We start from the raw sequence: 20,916 nt of genomic DNA, 5'->3' as shown, positions 1-20,916 counted from the left end.
AGGGTCGCGCCGCAGACTGACCGCTTCAGGCTGACGCTTCCGCTCCATGGGGCAGACGGATCACGATGACGGTTTCCCCCTCCCGGGAAGCATCCAGACGAATGGTCCCCCCCAGGGTGTTGACGATGAGTCTGGCGGAATAGGTGCCCAATCCCACCCCGTTGCTCTTGCCGGAGGTGACGAACTTGTCGAAAAAGGTGCCCCGGATCGCCTCCGGCACACTGCCCTTGTTGCCCATGCGGATCTGGGCCATCTCCTGGTCCCGGGTCAGATCCACCAGCAACTCCTCGCCCCGAGGTGAGGCCTCCACCCCGTTCTTGAGCAGATTCGACAGCATGGAGTGACACAACAACTCCTCCCCCAACACCAGGAACCGCTCCTCTCCCTGCACGGGCCGCCCCTGCACCAGAATGCGCATGACCAATTTTCTGGTGTTCATTAGGCGGTTCAACTCGGAGAGAATCCGCCGCAACACCAGCAGCACATCCACCGGCTTGGCCATCACCCGATAACTGCCCCGCTCCATTTTGTACAGATCCAAAGACCGATTGATCATCTCCAGCATGCGAAATCCCGCATCCTCGATCACCTGCAACGATTTGGCCTGCTCTTCGTCCAGATTCCATTCGGCGATCAACACACTCGGCATGCCGATTATGGCGTTCAGCGGCCCTTTCAAGTCGTGACGCACGATCTGCTCCACGTCATCACGCAATTTGGCGGCGTTGCGCAACTCCTCGTTTTGTTTCTGAATGATCTGCTGGGCCTGCCTCAACTGCAAATGGGACTTGACCCGGGCACGCACGATGGCCCCCTGGATCGGCTTGGTGAGATAATCCACCGCCCCGACCTCCAATCCCCTGACCTCGTCTTCGATCTCGATCCGGGCCGTGACGAAAATGACCGGAATGTCCCGGGTGGCCTCATGGGATTTCAGCCGGGAACAGGCTTCATAACCATCCATGTCGGGCATCATGATGTCCAACAGAATCAAATCCGGTCCATCGGCGGCAAGACGCAACAGCTCCTCGCCGTTTCTGGCGAACACCAAAGCGTATTCGTGACGCAACACCTCCCTCAACAGTTTGAGATTGGTGGGTTCATCGTCCACGATCAGAATCTTGAAGTTATGAGATTCCGTTTCCATGCCGCTCCATTCCCAGATCAGCCATCAGTTGACGCAACGTTTCTTGTGCCTGCACGCAATGGATCTCCTCCACCAACTCGGCCAAAGCCTGAAAACCGGATTCAAAACGGGTGCCGTGCAACCATGCCTCCAGTTCCGGCAAGGCGGCCTCGGCGGTCAGGGCGTCCCCATGGTCCAAGGCAGCGGCGATCCGCTCCACCAGCGCCACATGACACGCCTCCACAACCACCATCCCGCCCTCCAAGGCCACCGTGGCTGGACTCCCATCCGGCTCCGGATCCAGAGTGCGACACGAGACCACCACCCGGGACAAAATCCCTTCCACACCCGCCACCAGCGCCTCCAGATGGCGCGCGCCGGTACGCAATCCCCCATCCAGGACCGCGGCGGCCTCTTCCAGTTCCGCGGCGGCCAAGGATCCTGCCGCACCCTTCAAGGCATGGGTCAACACCTCGGCCAGTCTGAAATTCCCGGTCCGCACCGCCTCCCGGATCCGCTGGGCATCCCCGGCGTGTCGCCGGGCAAATCCGATCAAAGCCTGACGGTATTTCCCGGCGTCGCGCCACATGCCGATGCCGGCCATCACGTCCAGCCCCGGCAATTCGGGGAATCCCGACGCCTTGACCACGGTTTCGCGACACTCCATAAGCACGCCATCCCGGACCGTCGCCGGAAATATGCCGGCCATGATCCCAAACAATCGCGCGAAATCGATGGGTTTGGAGACAAACTCATCCATGCCCGCCGCCAGACACTGCTCCCGGTCCTCGACCATGGAATGGGCCGTCAGGGCGATGATCGGCACATGTTCCGGGGGATTGGATCCGGCCTCCCGCTCCCGGATCCGACGGGTGACGGTCAGGCCATCCATGTTGGGCATTTGCAGATCCATCAGGATCAGGTCAAAACGGTGCCGTTCGCAGGCGTACAGGGCCAAAAGGCCATCCTCGGCCACGGTCACCTTGTGTCCCCGCTGTTCGAGACGGGTGACCGCCAGAATCCGGTTGGCCTCCACGTCTTCCGCCAGCAAAATGTGCAACGGCGCCCGCATCAGCACCCCCCGTTCCACCCCCCGCCCCGGATTGCGGCGCTCCCGGCACCAGGGTACCCCCTTGGCCGACTCCAACGGAATGACAAAATAAAAAGTGCTCCCCTGACCCGGCGCGCTCTCCACCCAGATGCGCCCCCCCATCTTTTCCACAATCTCTTTGGAAATGGTGGTTCCCAGACCGGTTCCCCCGTATTTGCGGGTGGCGGAAGGATCCCCCTGGGTGAACCGGTCGAAAATCCGCCCCTGACGATCCATGGGAATGCCGATTCCGCTGTCGCGCACCGCGAAACGGATCCCTTCGGCAACCGGTTCCACACCGATCTCCACGCCGCCCCGCTCGGTGAACTTGATGGCATTGCCCAGCAAATTCATCAACACCTGCCGCAACCGGGTGGGATCCCCGAAAAAACAGTTGGGAATCCGCGCCGCGATCTGCCAGGTCAACTCCAGTTTCCGGGACCGGGCCAGGATGGCCATGGATTCCAAAGACTCCTCGACCACCTGCCGCAGGTCGAAGACCACGGTTTCCAGTTGCAGATTGCCGCTTTCGACCTTGGAAAGATCCAGAATATTGTTGATCAGCCGCAACAGGCTGCGGGCCGATGACAGGGCCGTACTCAAATATTTGCGCCGTGTGGGATCGGCTTCGGTTTCCAAGACCAGTTCGGTCATGCCGATGATGCTGTTCATGGGGGTACGGATTTCGTGGCTCATGTTGGCCAGAAAATCGCTTTTGGCCCGGTTGGCCGCCTCGGCGGCGTCCCTGGCCCGGGCCAGATCCTCCATCATGCGCCGCAGGGAGTCCCGATGACGCTTGAGTTCCAGATGATTGCGCACCCGGGCCAGCACGGCGTTGCTGTGAAACGGCTTGACAATGTAATCCACCGCCCCCAGGGCGAATCCCTTGGCTTCGTCGCTGGCATCCACCTTGGCGGTGACGAAGATCACCGGAATTTCCCGCGTCACTTCTCTGGCCTTGAGTCGCTCGCACACCTCATACCCATCCATGCCGGGCATGATGACATCCAGCAGGATCAAATCCGGCATGGGAGCCTGTCCAGCCAGTCTCAACGCCTCTGGACCGTGGGTGGCCACCGATACCGCATACTCCCCCCGCAAGGTCTCCACCAGCACCTTGACATTGGTTGGCAGGTCATCGACGATCAGCACCCGCGCCTGTTCAACAAGGGCCCCGTTCATATTTCGCGCTCGCTTGGACGACGACCGGAAGTGCGCCGCCTTCGGATGGGTCAACCGGATCGGAAAAGATCGCCGGATCGAAAAAACAAAGTGGGCATCATCAATCCCCACCCATTCACGCCATATATTCCATACAGCCCTTGCCCCGACAGGTCAAGCACAACACGACCCCCACACTCCCAATCCGAAATCACCCCCTGGGTCCATCGCACCCCGGTCCGGACAACACACTGCGACCACCGGACCGGGGCGTGACCCGAATCCGGGTGCGAATCCGTTCCTGAAGCGCGGAAACGTGGGAAATCACCCCGATCAACTTGCCCTCGCGACGCAACCCGGCCAACGTCTCCAGGGCCACCTCCAAGGCCTCCTCGTCCAGGGTGCCGAACCCCTCATCCAGAAATAGCGAATCCACCCGGATCGTGCGACTGGCCATGCCCGACAGCCCCAACGCCAACGCCAGACTCACCAGAAAAGTCTCGCCACCGGACAGATTCCGAGCCGAGCGCACCTCCCCGGCCTGATAATAATCCACCATGTGAATGTTCAACGGATGCTCCGGGTCCGGCACCAGGGCATAACGATCCGTCATGCCGCGCAACTGCCGGTTGGCCAGAATCAGCACCCGCTCGAAGGTCAACCCCTGCACAAACTCGCGATACCGTTTGCCGTCTTCGGAACCGATCAGCTCATGCAACTGCTCCCAGCGGGCGCACTCCCTCTTTTGCGCCTCTAAAATCCGCAACTGCTCTTGTTTTTGTTGCTGGGCCAAAGCGTGTTCGGTCAGTTTCAGACGCATGCCCCCCATCGCCTGCTGCAAAGCCCGCTGCCGCACCCCGCACCGGTTGCGGGCCAACTCCAAAACCTCGACGGATCGATCCGTCATCTGTCTGGAGCGCTCATCCGCCAGACGCCCGCGCTTTTCGTTTTCCAAAGAGCGCAGTTCCGTCTCCTCGTCGGACAACCCCTTCTCCCGCAGCAGCCCCTGCCGACGGGCCTCCTCCGGCAAAACCGCCGCGACAAAATCCGCCTCGTCCACAAATCCCAACCCCGCCAACTCCACCCGGAACCCGGACTCCTCCCCGGCCAACTGTCCCGCCCGTTCGTTCAGGGTCCGTTCCAGCTCCGCCAGTCCGCTTTCCAGCCGCGCCCGCTCCTGCCGCCCGCGCTCCAGATCGGTGGTCAAACCATTCACCCGGTTTTCCGCCGCGCGCACCGCCTCGGCCAGCCGCCACTCTTCTTGATCCGGACTCTTCTCCCCGAACACCCGCCACCGCTCCCCCTTCAACCCCTCCCACTCCTCCCGCAACGTCGCCAGCCCGCGCTCCAGGGCGTGCGCCTCTTCTTCCAGCCCCTGAATCTGTCCGGCCCGATGGTTCAACGCCCACTCCAGCTTCCCAATCGATCCCTCCAAAACCCCTTTGCGGGCCTCCAAAGCCAGCCAACGCTCCCGCCGCCGGGTCAACTCCCCCCGCAGACTCTCCAGATCATCAAACCTGCTCAAATCAAGGCCATACTCCGCCAATACCCGCTCCAAACCATGGCGCAACTCCCGCTCCCGCCGCTCCAGATCCTCCCGCTCCCCACCGACCCGCTCCAACTCCCGCCCGATCCCCTCCCGCCGATGCAAGGCCTCCCCACGCTCCCGCTCCGCGCTGGCCTCACGGACACGCACCCCCTCCAACGCCTCCCGCAACACCCCCACTTCCTTTTCCAGCGCATCGATGGCCGCGACCCTGGCAGACTCCCGGATCAGACCCTCCCGACTCTCCTCCAGCAGTCGCGCCGCTTCCGACTCGCAGGCCATCACCCGCTCCACCTCCAGACCCAAATCCGCACACGCCTGCTGGACATCCGCCTCCAACTCCTTGGATGCAGCCCCACACTCGCCGATGCGACCTTCCACCCGCTCCAGATCCTTTTCAGCCCCCAACCGTTCCAACCGCAACGCTTGCAGCCCCTCCCACACCTGTTGCCACGTCTCCCGCACCCGCCGCAACGCCTCCCGGGTCTCATCCGGCACCGGCAGGTGATCCGCCTCCACAAACGGATGCTCCCTGGCCCCGCACAAGGGACACTCCTGCCCCGCCCGCAAACGCTGACGGGCCTGCTCGAAATTCAAGATGCCCTGAATGTCGGACAACCGCTGCTCCAGCCCGTTGCGCTCCGCCTCCCGCTCCAGACGTTGCCGCTCCGCCTCCTCCAGCCGTTCATCCAGTCGGCGTTGCACGGCCAACAGCTCTGCCCGACGCTGCCCCAACCCCTCCCGCTCCTCCCGCAACTCCCGCAGTGTACGCAGAAAACCCACCAAAGACTCCAGCCGCAACGACCGCTCCCGCAGCGCCCCCCACTCCCCACGCCACACCGAGGCGTCACGCCGCTCCAGCCGATCCTCCAGATCCCGCCGCTTCTCCAGATACCCCCGATGGCTGCCGGCAACCTGCTCCTTCAAGGCGTTCCACGCCTCGTCACAGCGGGTCAACACCACGCCGCTCTCCGCCCACTGCCGGGTCAACCCCTCCACGGCCTTCAAGGCCGCCCGACGCCGCACCCCCACCTCCCGCCACTGCTCCAGACGGGCCTGAATCCCGGTGGACTGCTCCACCAACCCCCGATCCAGGGCATGCTCCGTCAGGGTGATCCCCAACTGTTGCCACTCTTGCGATTGCCGCTCCCAGGCCAGCCGATCCTTTTCCCGGAGCGCCCGCTCCCCGCTCAACCGCCTGTGCGACGCGGACAACGCCTCTGTGGCCATGCGCACCGGTCCGGCCTTCTCCGCCAGACGCACATCCAGCTCCCGCGCCACCCGAATCTCCATGGCCACCGCCTGCTGATCGCTCCGGCTCCGCTCCCACCGCTCACGGGCCTGGATCAGCATCCGTTCCGCCTCTTCGACCGCGACCACCACCTTGGGCCGTTGCTCCAACAGCACCTCCCGGGCAGCCTGATCGGCAGCCTGCAACCCCCGCAACCGGGACAACTCCTGATACCGGGCCATCCGTTCCCAAGCCAGATGAGCGCGGCGCAACTCCTCCCGCACCGGGGCAAACGCCTCCCAGCGTCGGGACCACTCCTGTCTCCGGGCCGCCAGTCCAGCCAATTCCGCTTCCAAGGCCACCATCCCGGCCCGCCAGGACAACGCCCGCTCCAGCCCCGCCAGCCGATTGCGCAACGCCTCTTCCACCAGAATCCCCCGGGCCAGATCCAGGGATAAACGCCGCTCCTCCTCGTCATCCAGGGAACGGATTCCGGCCAACTCGTCTTCCAGCTTCTCTTGTTTGCGCCGCTCGTCGCCGCGACGCCGATGGACCTGACTCGAAATCCGGCTGTAGACCTCCGTGCCGGTAAGCTGCTCCAAAATCTCGGCCCTGGCGCCCTGGGCGGCGTGCAGAAAAGCGGCAAACTGCCCCTGGGCCAGCAGCATGGAACGGGTGAAGCGGTCGAAATCCATGCCCGTCACCTGCTCCACCCGCCCGACCACCGCCGCGAGTTTCTCTTCCAGGATCTTGCCGGTGTCGGCGTCGGCGATCTCGTGGGCCGGAGGCTGCAACTCCCCTCCCGCCTTGCGGCGCGCCCGATGCTGACGCCAGTGACACCGATAACGCCCACTGCCGGTCTCGAAAGTCACCTCGGCGAAACACTCACCGCTCAAACGGGACATGATTTCGTTGTCGCCGCGACTGATCCGACCCAGCCGGGGCGTGCTGCCGTACAGGGCCAGACAGATGGCATCAAACAAAGTGGTCTTGCCCGCCCCGGTGGGACCGGTGATCACAAAAATCCCATCCGCCACAAAGGCCGGATGGGTCAAGTCCATGGACCACTCGCCAACCAGGGAGTTCAGATTCTTGAAACGCACCTGCAAAATACGCATCGCCCGCTCCTTGCCGTCGTCACGGCGCGTGGGGATCCTCATCGTGAAGCGCAGCCACAATCTCCCGATACGCCAGACGCAGCCCGGCACACTGCTCCTCGGGCACCCCCCGGACCACCAGACAACGCTCGAACACCGCCTCTGCGTCCAACTCCTCGACCCGCTCCCCCTCCCGGTCCGCTCCCCCGGCCACCCCACGGCCCGACAGCCGCTCATCCTTGATGCGCACGATCTCCAACCCACTCCCGGCCACCCACTCGGTCAGCCGCTGCCGCAAATCCCCGATCAACTCGGCACCGGTGTGGACCACCTCGATCCATACCCGCTCCGGCTCGCCCTGCGTTCCCTCTTGCACCAACGTCCGGATGCGCTCCAGAATCGCCTCCCGGTCCCCCCGGATCCGTTCGAGCCTGCGAAACACCGGCACCGGAAACAACGCAACCTCGGCCGCCCGCCCCTGAAACGTCACCAGACACACACTCTTCGGCCGTCCCGCCTCGCCAAACCCCAAAGGCAACGGCGAGCCGCTGTAACGCCGGGTCTCCTCCCCCCCCAGTTTCTGGGCCAGATGCAGATGCCCCAGGGCCAGATAATCCACCTCCTGCGGAAAGATCCCGGACGAAACCTGGGCCAGGGAACCCACATACAACTCCCGCATGCCATCCCCGTCGTTCACCCGTCCCCCGCTGGCGAACAGATGCCCCATGACCACCAGAGGAATCTCCTCCCCCCACTCCCGACGCTGACGCAAGGCCAGAGAGATCACCGTGTCGTAATGATGGCGGATCCCCTCGACCAATTTGCGATCCTTGTCTTCCAGGCTTTCGGCGGCTTCGGACAGGCGGATATCCCGATCCCGCAGATAAGGCACCGCGCAGACGAGCAGTTCCGGTACCCCTTCCGGGGATTTCAGCACCAGCACCTCATCGGCGGGATGGTCGGTGATCGCCCCGACCACATGGACATGCAGCGCGGACAACAAACTTTTGGGGGCGTCCAGGAAAGAAGGGGAGTCGTGATTGCCCCCGATCACCACCACATGCCGACACGACGACCGCGCCACGGCGGACAAGAAACGGTAATACAGTGCCTGGGCCCGATGGCCCGGCGTGGCGGTATCGAACAGATCCCCGGCAATCAGCAGCGCGTCGACCTGTTCGTGTTGAATCGTGGCCACCATCCACTCCAAAAAGGCCGCGAATTCTTCATGCCGTCTCTGTCCGCACAGCAGATGACCCAGATGCCAATCCGAGGTGTGACAGATTTTCATGCAGCACCGGATCCGATCGGATTGGTGACACCCCGCACCACATGACCCGCCGGAACGAAACGGCGCACCGACTCGCAATGTCCGGTCTGATCGTCGAAGAAGATATCGGCCCCGAAGGCGGCCAGAAACGATCCCTTGTCCCTTCCCCCCAAAAACAGCAGCTCATCCACCCGAATGTCCCAGGCCCGCAAGGTGCGGATGACCCGTTCGTGGGCCGGCGCCCCCCGCGAGGTGACCAAAGCGGTGCGAATCGGGCAGTGGACCGGATGCAGACGTTGAATCCGCTGGATCGCCTCCAAGAACGGCTTGAACGGCCCTTCCGGCAAAGGCTCTCGGGCGGTGCGGGCTTCGTGTTCCTGAAAGGCGGCCAATCCCTGCTCCTGATAGATCCGCTCCGACGCATCCGAAAACAGCACCGCGTCCCCGTCGAAAGCGATGCGCAACGGACTGTTGCCCGCCTCCGACACCGACTCCCCACCGGGGGCCAGAATCACCGCCGCGGCCAATCCGGCCTGGGAAGCCAGCCGCGCGTCTTCCGGATCCAGCGACAAGAACAGATGGGCCTGAAACGCCGCCGCGTATGGCCAAAGGTTGCCACCGGTGGTGAAAACCGCCCGGGTGATCTCCAACCCATGGTGCCGGATGGCGTTGAACACCCGCAAACCGGTATCCGCGCTGTTGCGGGAGAGCAGAATCACCTCGACCCGGCTGGGCAGGGCCGGATCCAGCCGGTTCAAGGCCAGCAGCTTGCGCACCAAAGGAAAAGCCGGCCCCGGCTTCAGGGGTTCTTCCTCCCGTTCGATCTGCCAGCGGGCATACGCCTCCACTCCCTGTTCACAAAACACCGCGTGGCTGGCCTCCAGATCGAACAACGCCCGGGAAGAGATCGCCACAATCAACGGCATGGTTGCATCACGGGTCATGGGGCATCATCTCCGAGACAAACAATAAAACGAAATCACTCTCCAGGTTCCGCAAGAACGCCGTGTCAAATGGACCCTATTGAAGCGAAAACGGGTCGAGTCATGCCGCTGCTGGCTGGTTACTCACCCCGAGACTCTGTGATCATCCGATCCGCATCCACTCCTCCCGCAAAGATGGTCAATTTGATCCCTTGACCAATCACTTCAAAGGAAGGAGTGCGACCGGACAGCTCCATGCTTTCCCGTACCAAAGAGAGAAAAACCACGCCTCGTGCCTCCATCAGGCTGCGTCCGTTAACAGGGCTGGGAAAATCACGGAAAAAACCAGACAAATGCTGATTACGTCGCATAGGCTGACAACCGGCGTACAGGTCTTCCGGCTTCAGGGTATTGTGCAGGAAACCCGGATTTCTGATTTCCAATCGGTCAGGAAATACGTTGATGATGATCTGGGAACCCGTCAATTCATAGTCACGATGGACCACGGCATTGACGATTGCTTCCTGAACGGCCAGTGCGCTATAGGCAGGTTTATCCACTCGCCCCAAGGCGGTTTTTTCAGAACGGATGGCGAGAAAAGGGCTTTTCAGAAGATAATCGAGCACGGATTCAATTTGATTGCTGACCGGTCCTTCAAAACGTTTGACATCCAAAGTATTTCCATCGGCCACCGCATGATCGTGCATGGCGATTTCGATGTAAGCACCCGTCAGGTGGTTTTGTGGACGATCCGTGAACAATAGAACCCCAAGATTGGTCAAACGCCATGAACCATCATCCATCCTCAGCCCCAACTTCAAATTTTCCAGTAACCGCTCGACAGGAACGCCGCTTTCACGCAATGGGGAACCAAAGCGTCTCGTATAGTAGGCATCAAACCGTTCCCGATTAAACGAGTCCAGCAACGTGCCAGGACAAGGACGTTCCTCGAAGGGCATCAACAAGCTTCTGGTCGCCAGTAAACGCCCAAGTTGCTCCGCAGGAATGGGGGTGCGATGACTGCCAACCCGTTTCAAAAATTTTCCATCCGACGTGTGATGAACATAATAACGCGACTTTGGAACATCGAGATGCAAGACCAACTTGTCCACACCATCAAGGTTTGGCAGATAACGCCAATTCAATCGCGGCTCCAGGCTGCCTTTTGGCTCACAAGAGTCCAAGGCACAGTTGACCACCCATTGTTCCAGGAGGTTGCGTTTGTCAGGGTCGATACCCACCACCTCCCCGAATTTGTTGATACCAAATACCACGCTCCCGCCTTCGGTGTTGGCCATGCTCACGAAAACTTCTGCGATCATTTTGGGTGCGCGGCCTTCCTCGTTGGCAAAACGGGGTTGGTCTCCACGGAAGACCACCTCCTTGAATTCCAGGTAGGTGTCCTCACCCGCGAGTATTTCGCGCATCAATTCATCAGTGGATTCATACATGGATGTTGTCCGTTTCAGAAATGGTACTTTTCTTTACGCTGGCGAAAAGCCTGTTCAGATCCCTCCATGATGTCCAGAACTGCCAGGGTCACATCCGCCCGATCCAATCCTCCTGTAGCGCGTTTGACGCCATGCCCACCCTGCGCTTTAAGCGCATACACCAAGTCGGCATCTCCGTTGACGGGGAGATTGGCGTTATGGGTGACCAGGATGATCTGTCGGGAATGCTTCAATCGACGCAGCATGGGAACCAGTTCCTGGAAAATAAAATTGGAATCCAACTCGTCTTCCGGTTGGTCAATAACCAGAGGATGATTCCCTCTGGCCAACAACATGGCCAAAGCCGCTGTATTACGTTGACCATCGGAAAGAGTGCCATCCGAAACCCGACCAACCTCGTCATGACCATTGCTTTGGTACAACACAAGATCCACTGTGTCGTCGATACGAATCAGTTGCGTTTCCTGCCACTCCTGACGTACAGTATCAGAAAAATGCAATTTGATTTCTGTCATAGAAATCTGAAGTTTCCCAAGTTCTGTTTGCAACCTGGCTGGCATGGTTTCTTCGGATTCCATCCAGGATTGCAAAATGAACCATAAGGAAGCACGGTCGCCATACCCACCATTCAGATACTCTTCTCGGAAAATTTCCCCAATTTCTTCCCAGTTTCGTCCCAACCGAGTAGTGCCTTTTGGCTTTAATTTTCTCCAAACCGTTTTAAATGAAACCGCATCTGAAAAATAGGATACCATCAATCCGATCACCGACTTGCTACCAGACTTAGCAGCTTGCACGATCTCATCGGCGACGCGCTTGCGAACCTCATGACAGGCCAACCAATTGGCATGCAGTTGCTGGAACAATTCCGGCATCTTTCCCAGAAGCTGTTGCAACCGGAGACGTTCTTTCTTCTTCTGTTCCAGTTCCTGCTTTTTGAAGGTTCTCTTCTGGCCAATTTCCTGAATCCGACTGACATCTGCGGGATCAATACCCTTGGCCGCGCAAGCCTGGGCAAACGTCGCATCGGCTTGTTCAAACTGCTGTTCGATGTCAGGCCATTTCGGATCGCCTCCAAACATCTCGGAAACAGTCTTGCGGCAGGTTTCCACCGCTTGGCCAATGGTGTCTTTCAGGATTTCCTTGGCTTGTAAAATCCGCTCATTCTTTTCCTGGAACCACGCTCCGTGAGGCCATCGTTCGATGATCGATCCCAAGTCTACATGCGTTTCGTAAATATCGTTCGCCACATCTGTCAAACGAACAAAATCCTCCTCCAAAGCGCTTTTCATTTTTTGAATATAGGCTTGTTCTGCTTTGAGTCCTTGATGTTTGCGGGCATCCTCCTGAAGGGCGGAACGGGCCTCCCATTGCCGTTCCAGGTCGGCACTTTCTTGTTGCAGACGACTCAGATCCTTGTCCGTTTGCTCAAGAATGGCCGTGGATGTGAAGAGTTGCCCAATCTCACGTCGCAGTTCGGATTCCTTTTGCAACAAAGGTTTCAGTTCCTCTCTGGAGAATTCATCCAGGAGGGTCAATAGCACATTTCCACCTCGTTCCGTGATCTGATTCAACTGCTGCTGACTGAAAAATTGCACCGGCAGATCACTCAGAAAGGAAGAGAGATCCTGCATGGATCGATCCGCAACGCGGCAGGAACCATTGCCTGCTTGTGTTACCACGTAAAGCAGATGATCCTCCACTCCGTCAGCATCACGCCAATGGACCCGCACTTGGGAACCAGCATTCTTTGTCAACAACTCCCGGATGCGCCTGACCTTCTCCCTGGCTCTGTCATCCAACTTTGGATCATCGTCCTTGCCCATGGCCAGACGCATCCCTTCCAGGATCGCCGACTTGCCACTGCCGCGACCGCCAATGATGGCGTTAAAATTGGGAGAAAAAACGATTTGCTGATTCCCCAGGAAAGCGGCATTGTTTACCGACAGAGACAAGATGCGCGCGTGTTTTTCCTGACTGGATGGATCGTCTCCAGATGGACGGATACGGGAATCCGGATCCAGGAAGGCCTGTCGCAACGACTCGATGGACGGTTTCGACATCTTGATCCAGGTGTACCGATAACCCAAACTGTTGGCTACCGGTCGGCCTGATGCATCTTTTTCGATCAGCTTTTTATTGTCAGACCCCATTAAGGTGGCAATGGGGCGAGATCGTCGCCATCCGGGATCACAATCTGATCCTGAACGAAACAATTTTTTAAAATTCGTTCCCATTCTTTCGACGGGTTTCGGAACTTCAACCGCCAAAAGATCAGGATTGATGAATTCTTCTTGTTGCAGCCATTCGCTGATCCGGTCATTATCAAATAAACTGTTTTCAAAAACATGCGGGACAATCACAATCCCACGCCATCCCGATTGCTCATTTCCCTTTTGAATAATACCAAGAATCTCAGGCAACCTCTTAACCGACTTCTGGAGTCTGCCATCCTGAACTCTTGGGAGATAAACCCCACATTCCGTCAAAATATGGTCAATTGTCAACAGATTCGTATCCGGTTCAAAAAGACAAAGTACATGCATGCCTTTTCCAACATCGGCTTCAAATTCGAATCCTGGAAACAGTATTATCTTGTGTCCATGTTTATGCTCGATCTCAGCCAATGCATCCTTGAGATAGGGCAAAAAGTCTTTACTAAGGAAATTGTGATCCGTGACGGCAATCGCATCCAATCCAGTTTGATGGCACGCCTCCGCAAACTCTGTGGCGCTCAGTGACTCCTGGCCGGGAACGATGGGGGAGCCTTGCCAATGCTGTGGATCTGCTGGCGTATGAACATGCAGATCGCATTTGAACCAACGCATACCCTGATATTCGTTCATGGGTGTACCTCCTTGAGTCCCCCAACAGAAGCCCGTTCACGCCGTGATCGCTTTGTCGCTCTGAACGCCGATGGAGCAACTTTAACGGGCTGCGGAGCGGCTTGGCGTCTGATTGACCTATTCCTTCCTTAAAATCAATGAGATTTACCCATCTTTAACCACATTCTGGACCATTTTCGGCACATTTTCCAGAATTCGGGCGCAACTGTAGCGCAAGAACCGCTTCACGTTGCTTTCATCCCAACCATCCTACCACCCCACCCCCTCCAATACCAACACCGATCACCCCAATCCCCCCCCTTCGCCTGCCACCACGCCACCGGCGCGGGTCACGCGGCGGGTCACCGCCTGTTGCAGCAGAGAGCGATCCCCGGCGCAGGCCAGCACAAAGCCATCACGGGCGCGGGTGATGCCGGTGTAGAGCAGTTCGCGGGTGAGGATCGGGGTGGGGTGATCGGGCAGCACCAGCGCCACGCGGGAGAACTCCGAGCCTTGGGACTTGTGAACCGTGAGGGCGAAAACCGTCTCGACGTGGGACAGACGGCTCGGCGGAAACCAGCGCACCGTCTCATCCGTGCCACTCTTGCCGGGAAACGCCACCCGCAAGGTCCATTGCCCCTCCACGGGCCGCTCCAGGGTGATGCCAATATCCCCGTTCATCAGCCCCAGTTCATGATTGTTGCGGGTGATCATCACCGGTCGGCCCGGATACCACTCCCGGCCCCCCGGGATCCATCCCGCCTCCCGCAAATGGCGGGCAATGCGTCCGTTCAACCCCTCCACCCCCCATGGACCCTGACGCAACACGCACAACACCTGAAATCCCCCATGGGCGCAAGCCACCTCGGTCGCCCAGTGATCAAACGCCTCGGGTCCCGCCTCCAGCGCCGGTCTGCGCTCCCGCACACAGGCCAGATATCCCCGATACCCCCCCCGACGGGCGGCATACTCTCCGCCTCTGGAAGAGGCCACCACCACCGAATTCACCACCTCCACCCCATCGACCACCAAAGCCGCGAACAACGCCTCCTGTTCGGCCATGGCAAACCACGCCAGATCCTCATAGCCTTGATTCCAGATGGCCGCCACCGCATCCGGATCCCCGGTGTTGACCGCCTGAGCCAGCCGACCGATGCCGCTCGACTCGGAAAAACGAAAATTGCGCCGCAGCATCACCACCGCCTGATCCAAAGGAGTCCCTTCCGGATCGATCCGCTCGTCTTCCAGCGGGTGTCCCGTGGACTCCTGCAACCAAAGGGCGGTCTGCGGGGTGTAGTGCCCGGCCACCGCCCGTTGACACAACTCCCCCAGCAAGGAACCGGCCTCCACCGAAGCGAGCTGGTCCCGGTCCCCCAACAAGAACAGGCGGGCCGAGGCCGGAAGCGCGGCCAGCACATCGGCCATCAGTTCCAGCCCCACCATGGAGGCTTCGTCGATCACCAACACATCGATCCACAACGGATGGGTGGCATTGTGGCGAAAATGACGGCTCTCCGGCTGCGCTCCCAACAGGCGGTGCAAGGTGGTCACCTGACGGGGAATGGCCAGATCGGTCTCTTTTCCCCACCCCTGACCCGTTCGGGCCAGACGGTCGATCTCGCCGGTGATGGAGTCGCTCAAACGGGCCGCCGCCTTGCCGGTGGGCGCGGCCAGACGGATGCGCAACGGACGCGGCGGCCTGCCTCCCGACTCTCTCTCCCCTTCCGGCTGCCCGCCGAGGGCCAGAAGCTGCAACAGGGCCAACAGCCGGACCACGGTGGTGGTCTTGCCGGTGCCCGGCCCGCCGGTGATCACCCCGAACCGGCTGCGGGCCATGAGGGAGCAGGCCATTCTTTGCCAGTCCGCACGCTCACCCAACCCGGTACGGGTGGGCAACAGCCCATCGAGAATCCGTCGGATCGCTCCGGCCTGGGGCATCGGCGTGACCGGCATGGCCAGACGCCACGCCAGACCCGCACGCACCTCCCGCTCGCACTGCCAATGGCGACGCAAATACAGACAATTCCGATGGAAAACCAACGGGGTGTTGCTGGCCTCCTCGCCGCCGGAATCCCACTGCACCACTACGGGATAGGCGAGGGCGTCCTGCCAGCGTTTCAGGTCCAATCCGGCCAACACCCGGTCGGGCCGATCCGGATCCCGAAGCTCGGGGACTCGGACCCCTTCCGGGGGAATGGCCAGGGCCAACTCCGGATGGACCAGCACCGCCCCCAGATCCAGTTGCACATGTCCCCGCCCGGCCTGATGGCTCACCAGGGCCGCGGCCAGCAACAACCACGGATCGCAGGCCGGGGCCATCTCCTGCAAAAAACCGGCAAAAGCCACATCCATGGGCCGCAACCAGGAGTACTTCTGCCAACGGGCCAGGAGCGCGAGCATATCGAATGGGGTCATCATGGCTGCTCCTCCGGCTGGAGATCGTCGAACAGCCCATCCAACGCCTCGAACAGTTGCCGGGAGGGTCGATCCACGAACACCCCCTGCCCCGGAGCCTCCAGCCCCCGCACAAACCAATGGATCGCCCCACCCATGTGGCGATCATAATCATAATCCGGCAACCGCGCCTGAAGATGGCGATGCAAGGCGAACAGATACAACACATACTGCAACTCATAGCGGGCCTGGAGCATTTCGGCGCACAGATTCTCCCCGCCGTAGGCCCGATCCTCCCAACCCAGGTGATTGGATTTGTAATCCAGCACGAAATACCGCCCCCGGTACTCGAACACCAAATCCATGAACCCCTTCAGCATGCCATGCAACACCTGCTCCGCCACGCCGGGACGCTCCGCTCCGCGCAAGGTATGGGCACACACCAGCCGATCGATCTCCCCGGTCCGAACCCGTCGGGCCGCCACCAGAAACTCCATTTCCGCCTGACAGGTGGTCAGATCCATCAGGCGGCACAGGCTGTCCGGCTCGCCGGTCAAGGCAGAAAAATCCAACGGTGTGGACACAATCCGCAGCAGCCACAGGGTCACCACATCGCTCCAGCCACTCCAGCCCCGAGGCTGACAACGCCGGGCCACCACCTCCCGCAACCCTTCCGGGTTGGCGACCACCCGCGCAAACCCCTGCAACGCGCACCAGGAGAGCAACTCGTGCAAAAAGGTGCCTGCCTTGGCCCCCCGTGGAAAGGCATGCCAGGAACGCATCCCCCCCATCTCCGCGAAAACAGCCTCTTCATCCGGCTGCCCCTCCTCCCGGCCCCAACCCAACTCCCGGAACAGATCCTCCCCCGGACTCTCCGGAGCCTCCACCCCCGCGATCCGGCCAGCCGGGGTGTTGATGGCCGAATAACTGCCGATCCACCACCCCTCCCGCACCACCCTGCGGACACGACGGGCGCCACCGATGGCCTGCCGTTGTTCGACAGGCTGAAAACGCAACGGTTCGGGAGCCGGGGCGGGAGCGGCCAGAATGGGGGATCCGGGATGATTCAGGGCGGTCAGCAGCGGGGCGAGTTCCTCAATGGTGAGCTTCTCCTGGCTGGTCAGAAGGTGTCGGATGGCGCTTTTGTCAAACCCTCCACTGCCACCCGTGACCACGATCCCCACCCAGGTGGCATACCGGGCGCGGGTCAAGGCCACATACAGCTTGCGCACATCCTCCCGCAGCCGCTCCCGGTCCAACTGCCCGATCACCGCGCCATCCGGATCGTCGAACGCCAAACGGGCTTCTCCCTGAGCGTCACGCCAGACCGTGGGCAAATCCCGGCTGCTCACCGGGCGGCAACTGGCGGCGAATGGAAAAAAAACCAACGGGTACTCCAGCCCCTTGGACTTGTGTACGGTCACGACGCGCACCAGATCCGCATCGCTTTCCAGCCGCATCAGCCGTTCCCCCTCCTCTTCCGCACCCCGCTCCCCGTCCCGGATCTGCTGATCCAGATCCCGGATCAACGCCTGCTCCCCCTCCCGGGCGGCGCTGTTCTTTTGCAGCAGTTCGGCCAGATGCAACAAGTCGGTCAACACCCGCTCCCCATCCGCCTCCCCGCTCCACCCCTCCCCCAGCAAGCGTTCCGGCACCCGGAAATCGTGCATCAGGCGTCGCAACATCGGCAACACCCCCTGACGACGCCAACACTCCTGATAGACGCGAAACTGCCGGATGCGCCGATCCAACAGCCCCTCATCCCGGCTCAAAGCGTCGATCTCATCCCAGCCCAGTCCCAGAATCCCGGTGGCCAAAGCGGCGCGAATCCGTTTCGGATCCTCCGGCGCGGCGCAAGCCGCCAGCCAATGACGCAACTCCACAGCCCGAGGGGTCTGAAACACCGACTCCTTGTCGGAAAGATAGACACACCGCACCCCCCGCGCCCCCAGGGCGACCCGCATGGCCTCAAACTCCTTGCGGCCATTCACCAATACCGCCATGTCCGACGGCGCCACCGGTCGCCAGAGCGCATCCGGCCCGGCGAACCCGGCCCGACCCGACTGTCCCAAAGTCAACAGCCGCACCATCTCCCCCGCGCAGGCCTCCGCCATGGCCGCCAGAGAATCCTCCGACCACCACACGGTCATGGCGGGGGGGATTTCCTGGTCCACCATAAAGACATCCCCCCGCCCCTGGGCCTCCACCGCCACAAAAGGAATGGGATTGGCGCCATCGCTCCCCCGCTGCAAAAAAGCCCCGGCTCCCCCCCGCCCCTCGGCGCTGGAAAACAGCCGGTTGACCGCCGCCACCATGGCCGTGGTGGCGCGATGGTTGGTTTTCAAGGTGTGGATACGCGCCGGGGGCAGACGCCGGGCCAATAGATAAGTATGGATGTCCGCACCCCGAAACGAATAGATCGCCTGCTTGGGATCGCCGATCAAAATCAATGCCGTGCCATCCCCCTCCCCGGTGTGGTCCGGATAAACCGTGTCAAAGATCCGGTATTGCAGCGGATCCGTATCCTGAAACTCGTCGATCAGGGCCACGGGAAATTGCTGACGGATGATCCCCGCCAGTCGCGCCCCATTGGGACCGCGCAATCCGGCATCCAGACGCTGCAACACGTCGTCAAACTCCATCAAGGCCCGCCCGGCCTTCTCGGCCGCGAACCGCTCCGCGATCCAACCCGCCGCATGCCCCAGCAAACGGTGACCATTCCGCGCCAGCCCCGCCTGTTCCCGCCGGATCACCATCAAAGCGCGCAACGCGGGATGCTCCGGCGGGGCATCCCGCTTCCACGCCTCAGCCAGACCATCCTGAGTCAGACGCTGCCAGGCAGTGTCGCTCAAGACCAACAACGAAGGCGCGGGATCCTGGGCCCACTGCTCCAGGGCGTTCAGCCAGGGTCCGTAATAACGGGCCTGGATCTTGCGCCCATCCACCTGTTTGGCCGCCACCGCCCGATCCAGCAACCCGCGCAACTCCGGCACCCATATCCGCCAATCCGGCTTCATGGCCGCAAGCCGTCGCTTGATGACCAGACCTTCCTCCAGAATCGCGGCGGGAGGGTCGGTCTGCCCGTCGTTGATGCCCTCGGTGTGGCGCAACAGCCGACGCACCTTCTCCTGCAACACCCCCACATGCGGCCAACAGGCGTAAGCCTCCCGTGCCGGCTCCAAAGTCAACGGAGCCAGAAACACCCGCCAGTAATCCCGCACCACCTCCGCCAGCAACTCCCCCTGATCCGCCTCCAGTTGCTGGGTGAACAAACTGTCGCTGTCGAAAGCGTGTTCCCGCAACATGCGGTTGCACCAGCCATGAATGGTCTCCACCGACGCCTCGTCCATCCACTCGGCGGCCAGTTGCAGCTTGCGGGCGCAACCGGGCCAGGAGTCCGACGGATACTCCCCGCGCAGGGCCAAAAGGGCCTTGTCACCGGATTTTTCTCCAGGTCTTTCTCCGGCCTTGTCTCCGGTTGCATCCCCGGCATCGGCCCGGAAACAGGCCGCCGCCTCGGACAGTCGCACCCGGATCCGGTCCCGCAACTCCCGGGTGGCCGCCTTGGTGAAGGTAACCACCAGAATCTCCGGAGGGGTCAATGGCCGCACCACCCCCTCCCGCGCCTCCCCATGTCCCAGCACCAACCGCACATACAGCAACGCGATGGTGTAGGTCTTGCCGGTTCCGGCGCTGGCTTCGATCAGGTGACGGCCCCGCAACGCAAACCGCAAGGGATCCAGTTCCACCGGCAACATCCCCTCAGCCATCACGGTCCCCTCTTTCCGCCGCATCCCGCAACGGTTTCAACAGCGCCTCCGCCAGGGTGGCGAAACCCCCGCCGGCCACCAGCGACGCATAATCCGGATAGCTCCGCCGCAGATAAGGATTCTCCTCCACCTCCCTGGCATACTCCACCGCGCCGTCTGGCCCATTCTCCCCATCCGCCTGCCCCGCCAGCCAGACAAAAGCGGTCCGGACGGCCAGGGGCAACGGCTGAGACATCCCCTGCCGCCAGGCGGTCACAATCCCGTTGAGCCTGTCGCCGGCCTCCGCCACCGTCAAAGGCCCAAACACGATCTCCCCCCCCCGACCCAGCACCACCGTGGTCAACGGACCTCCGGCCAGATGGGCCCCCAGATGCTCCACCCAGGGCACGATGGTCTTGTCCAACCGGCTGGCCTGACCCTTCACCAGCACACTCGCCGTCACCACCACCCGACCCCGTCGACCCAGACCATCCACCCCCACGCCGCTCACCCGATCCACGATCTTCACAAGCTCTCCTGCGACCACCCCCTCCCAGGCCACCTCCTCCTCGTCGGCAACCGCAAGCGGCCAGCGGGCCCGCGCCACCCGACACCGCCCCGATACCTCTTCCCAAGGCGCCCGCAACGCTTCGGCCATCAGCACTCCGAACCCACCGGCAGCCAGTTGACCCCGCAAACGAACCCGCTCCAGCCCCTCGGACACCCCCCGTTCCTCCGGTTCCCGCAACAGGCCATCCAGCAACTTCCAGGTCTCCAGACCGTCCAGGGCAAAGGGTTCCTGATCCTCCAGCAAGGTCTCCTCGCTTTCAAAACGCACCCCCAACCGCTGCTGAAAGAAACTCTTGACCGGATCCTTCAAAAAACGCCCCAACTCTCCCAAGGTCAAAGGCTCCACCCGCGTCCGTGGTGTGGGGGCGCCTGGTCAGCATCCAGACAATGGACCGAGAGATCCCGAGTTGGCAGCGTGTCGAGATATTTTTGTTGCGTCAACAGCATGGAGCAGCAGGAATCACGCAACATGTAGGCAAGCCG

General features: G+C 61.2%; 10 protein-coding genes. All 10 read right to left on the bottom strand.

The features are described 5' to 3' along the window. Positions 1 to 25: 25 nt before the first annotated feature. The 10 genes from HQL98_05390 to HQL98_05345 all read right to left on the bottom strand — a co-directional run bounded on the left by HQL98_05390 (position 26) and on the right by HQL98_05345 (position 20,779). Entirely contained in the window at positions 26 to 1,147 is a 1,122-nt protein-coding gene (locus HQL98_05390; GenBank protein MBF0271499.1) for a hybrid sensor histidine kinase/response regulator, read from the bottom strand. Then, positions 1,128 to 3,398 (bottom strand): response regulator, encoded by a 2,271-nt coding sequence (locus HQL98_05385; protein ID MBF0271498.1) that lies wholly within the window; start codon positions 3,396 to 3,398, stop codon positions 1,128 to 1,130. Before HQL98_05385 ends, HQL98_05390 begins: the two co-directional genes overlap by 20 nt. A gap of 190 nt (positions 3,399 to 3,588) precedes the next feature. Continuing rightward, positions 3,589 to 7,272 (bottom strand): AAA family ATPase, encoded by a 3,684-nt coding sequence (locus HQL98_05380; protein ID MBF0271497.1) that lies wholly within the window; start codon positions 7,270 to 7,272, stop codon positions 3,589 to 3,591. Between the two features lie 19 nt (positions 7,273 to 7,291). Further along, the gene (locus tag HQL98_05375) at positions 7,292 to 8,542 is read right to left on the bottom strand and encodes an exonuclease SbcCD subunit D C-terminal domain-containing protein (protein ID MBF0271496.1); all 1,251 of its coding nucleotides are present in this window, start codon (positions 8,540 to 8,542) and stop codon (positions 7,292 to 7,294) included. Beyond that, positions 8,539 to 9,465, bottom strand: coding sequence for a 5'-nucleotidase (locus HQL98_05370; protein ID MBF0271495.1), 927 nt, complete (start codon positions 9,463 to 9,465; stop codon positions 8,539 to 8,541). The genes HQL98_05375 and HQL98_05370 overlap by 4 nt, the downstream gene beginning before the upstream one ends. A 119-nt stretch (positions 9,466 to 9,584) precedes the next feature. Continuing rightward, a complete protein-coding gene (locus HQL98_05365; protein MBF0271494.1) occupies positions 9,585 to 10,895 on the bottom strand; it encodes a putative DNA binding domain-containing protein in 1,311 nt (436 codons plus the stop codon). A 14-nt stretch (positions 10,896 to 10,909) separates the two neighbouring features. After that, positions 10,910 to 13,741 carry an AAA family ATPase gene (locus tag HQL98_05360; GenBank protein MBF0271493.1) on the bottom strand — a complete coding sequence of 944 codons (2,832 nt, stop codon included), beginning with the start codon at positions 13,739 to 13,741 and terminating at the stop codon, positions 10,910 to 10,912. 282 nt (positions 13,742 to 14,023) lie between these two features. Further along, positions 14,024 to 16,135, bottom strand: a complete 2,112-nt coding sequence (gene recD, locus HQL98_05355; GenBank protein ID MBF0271492.1) for an exodeoxyribonuclease V subunit alpha — start codon at positions 16,133 to 16,135, stop codon at positions 14,024 to 14,026. After that, positions 16,135 to 19,884: an exodeoxyribonuclease V subunit beta gene (gene recB / locus HQL98_05350; GenBank protein ID MBF0271491.1), complete on the bottom strand. Its 3,750-nt coding sequence runs from the start codon at positions 19,882 to 19,884 to the stop codon at positions 16,135 to 16,137. The genes recD and recB overlap by 1 nt, the downstream gene beginning before the upstream one ends. Further along, positions 19,877 to 20,779: a hypothetical protein gene (locus HQL98_05345; GenBank protein ID MBF0271490.1), complete on the bottom strand. Its 903-nt coding sequence runs from the start codon at positions 20,777 to 20,779 to the stop codon at positions 19,877 to 19,879. Before HQL98_05345 ends, recB begins: the two co-directional genes overlap by 8 nt. Positions 20,780 to 20,916 lie beyond the last annotated feature (137 nt).

This window comes from Magnetococcales bacterium, assembly GCA_015231755.1.
Taxonomy (GTDB): Bacteria; Pseudomonadota; Magnetococcia; order Magnetococcales; family Magnetaquicoccaceae; genus Magnetaquiglobus.
The sequence above is the reverse complement of the archived record's forward strand: the minus strand, read 5'-3'. Positions and strand labels throughout refer to the sequence as shown.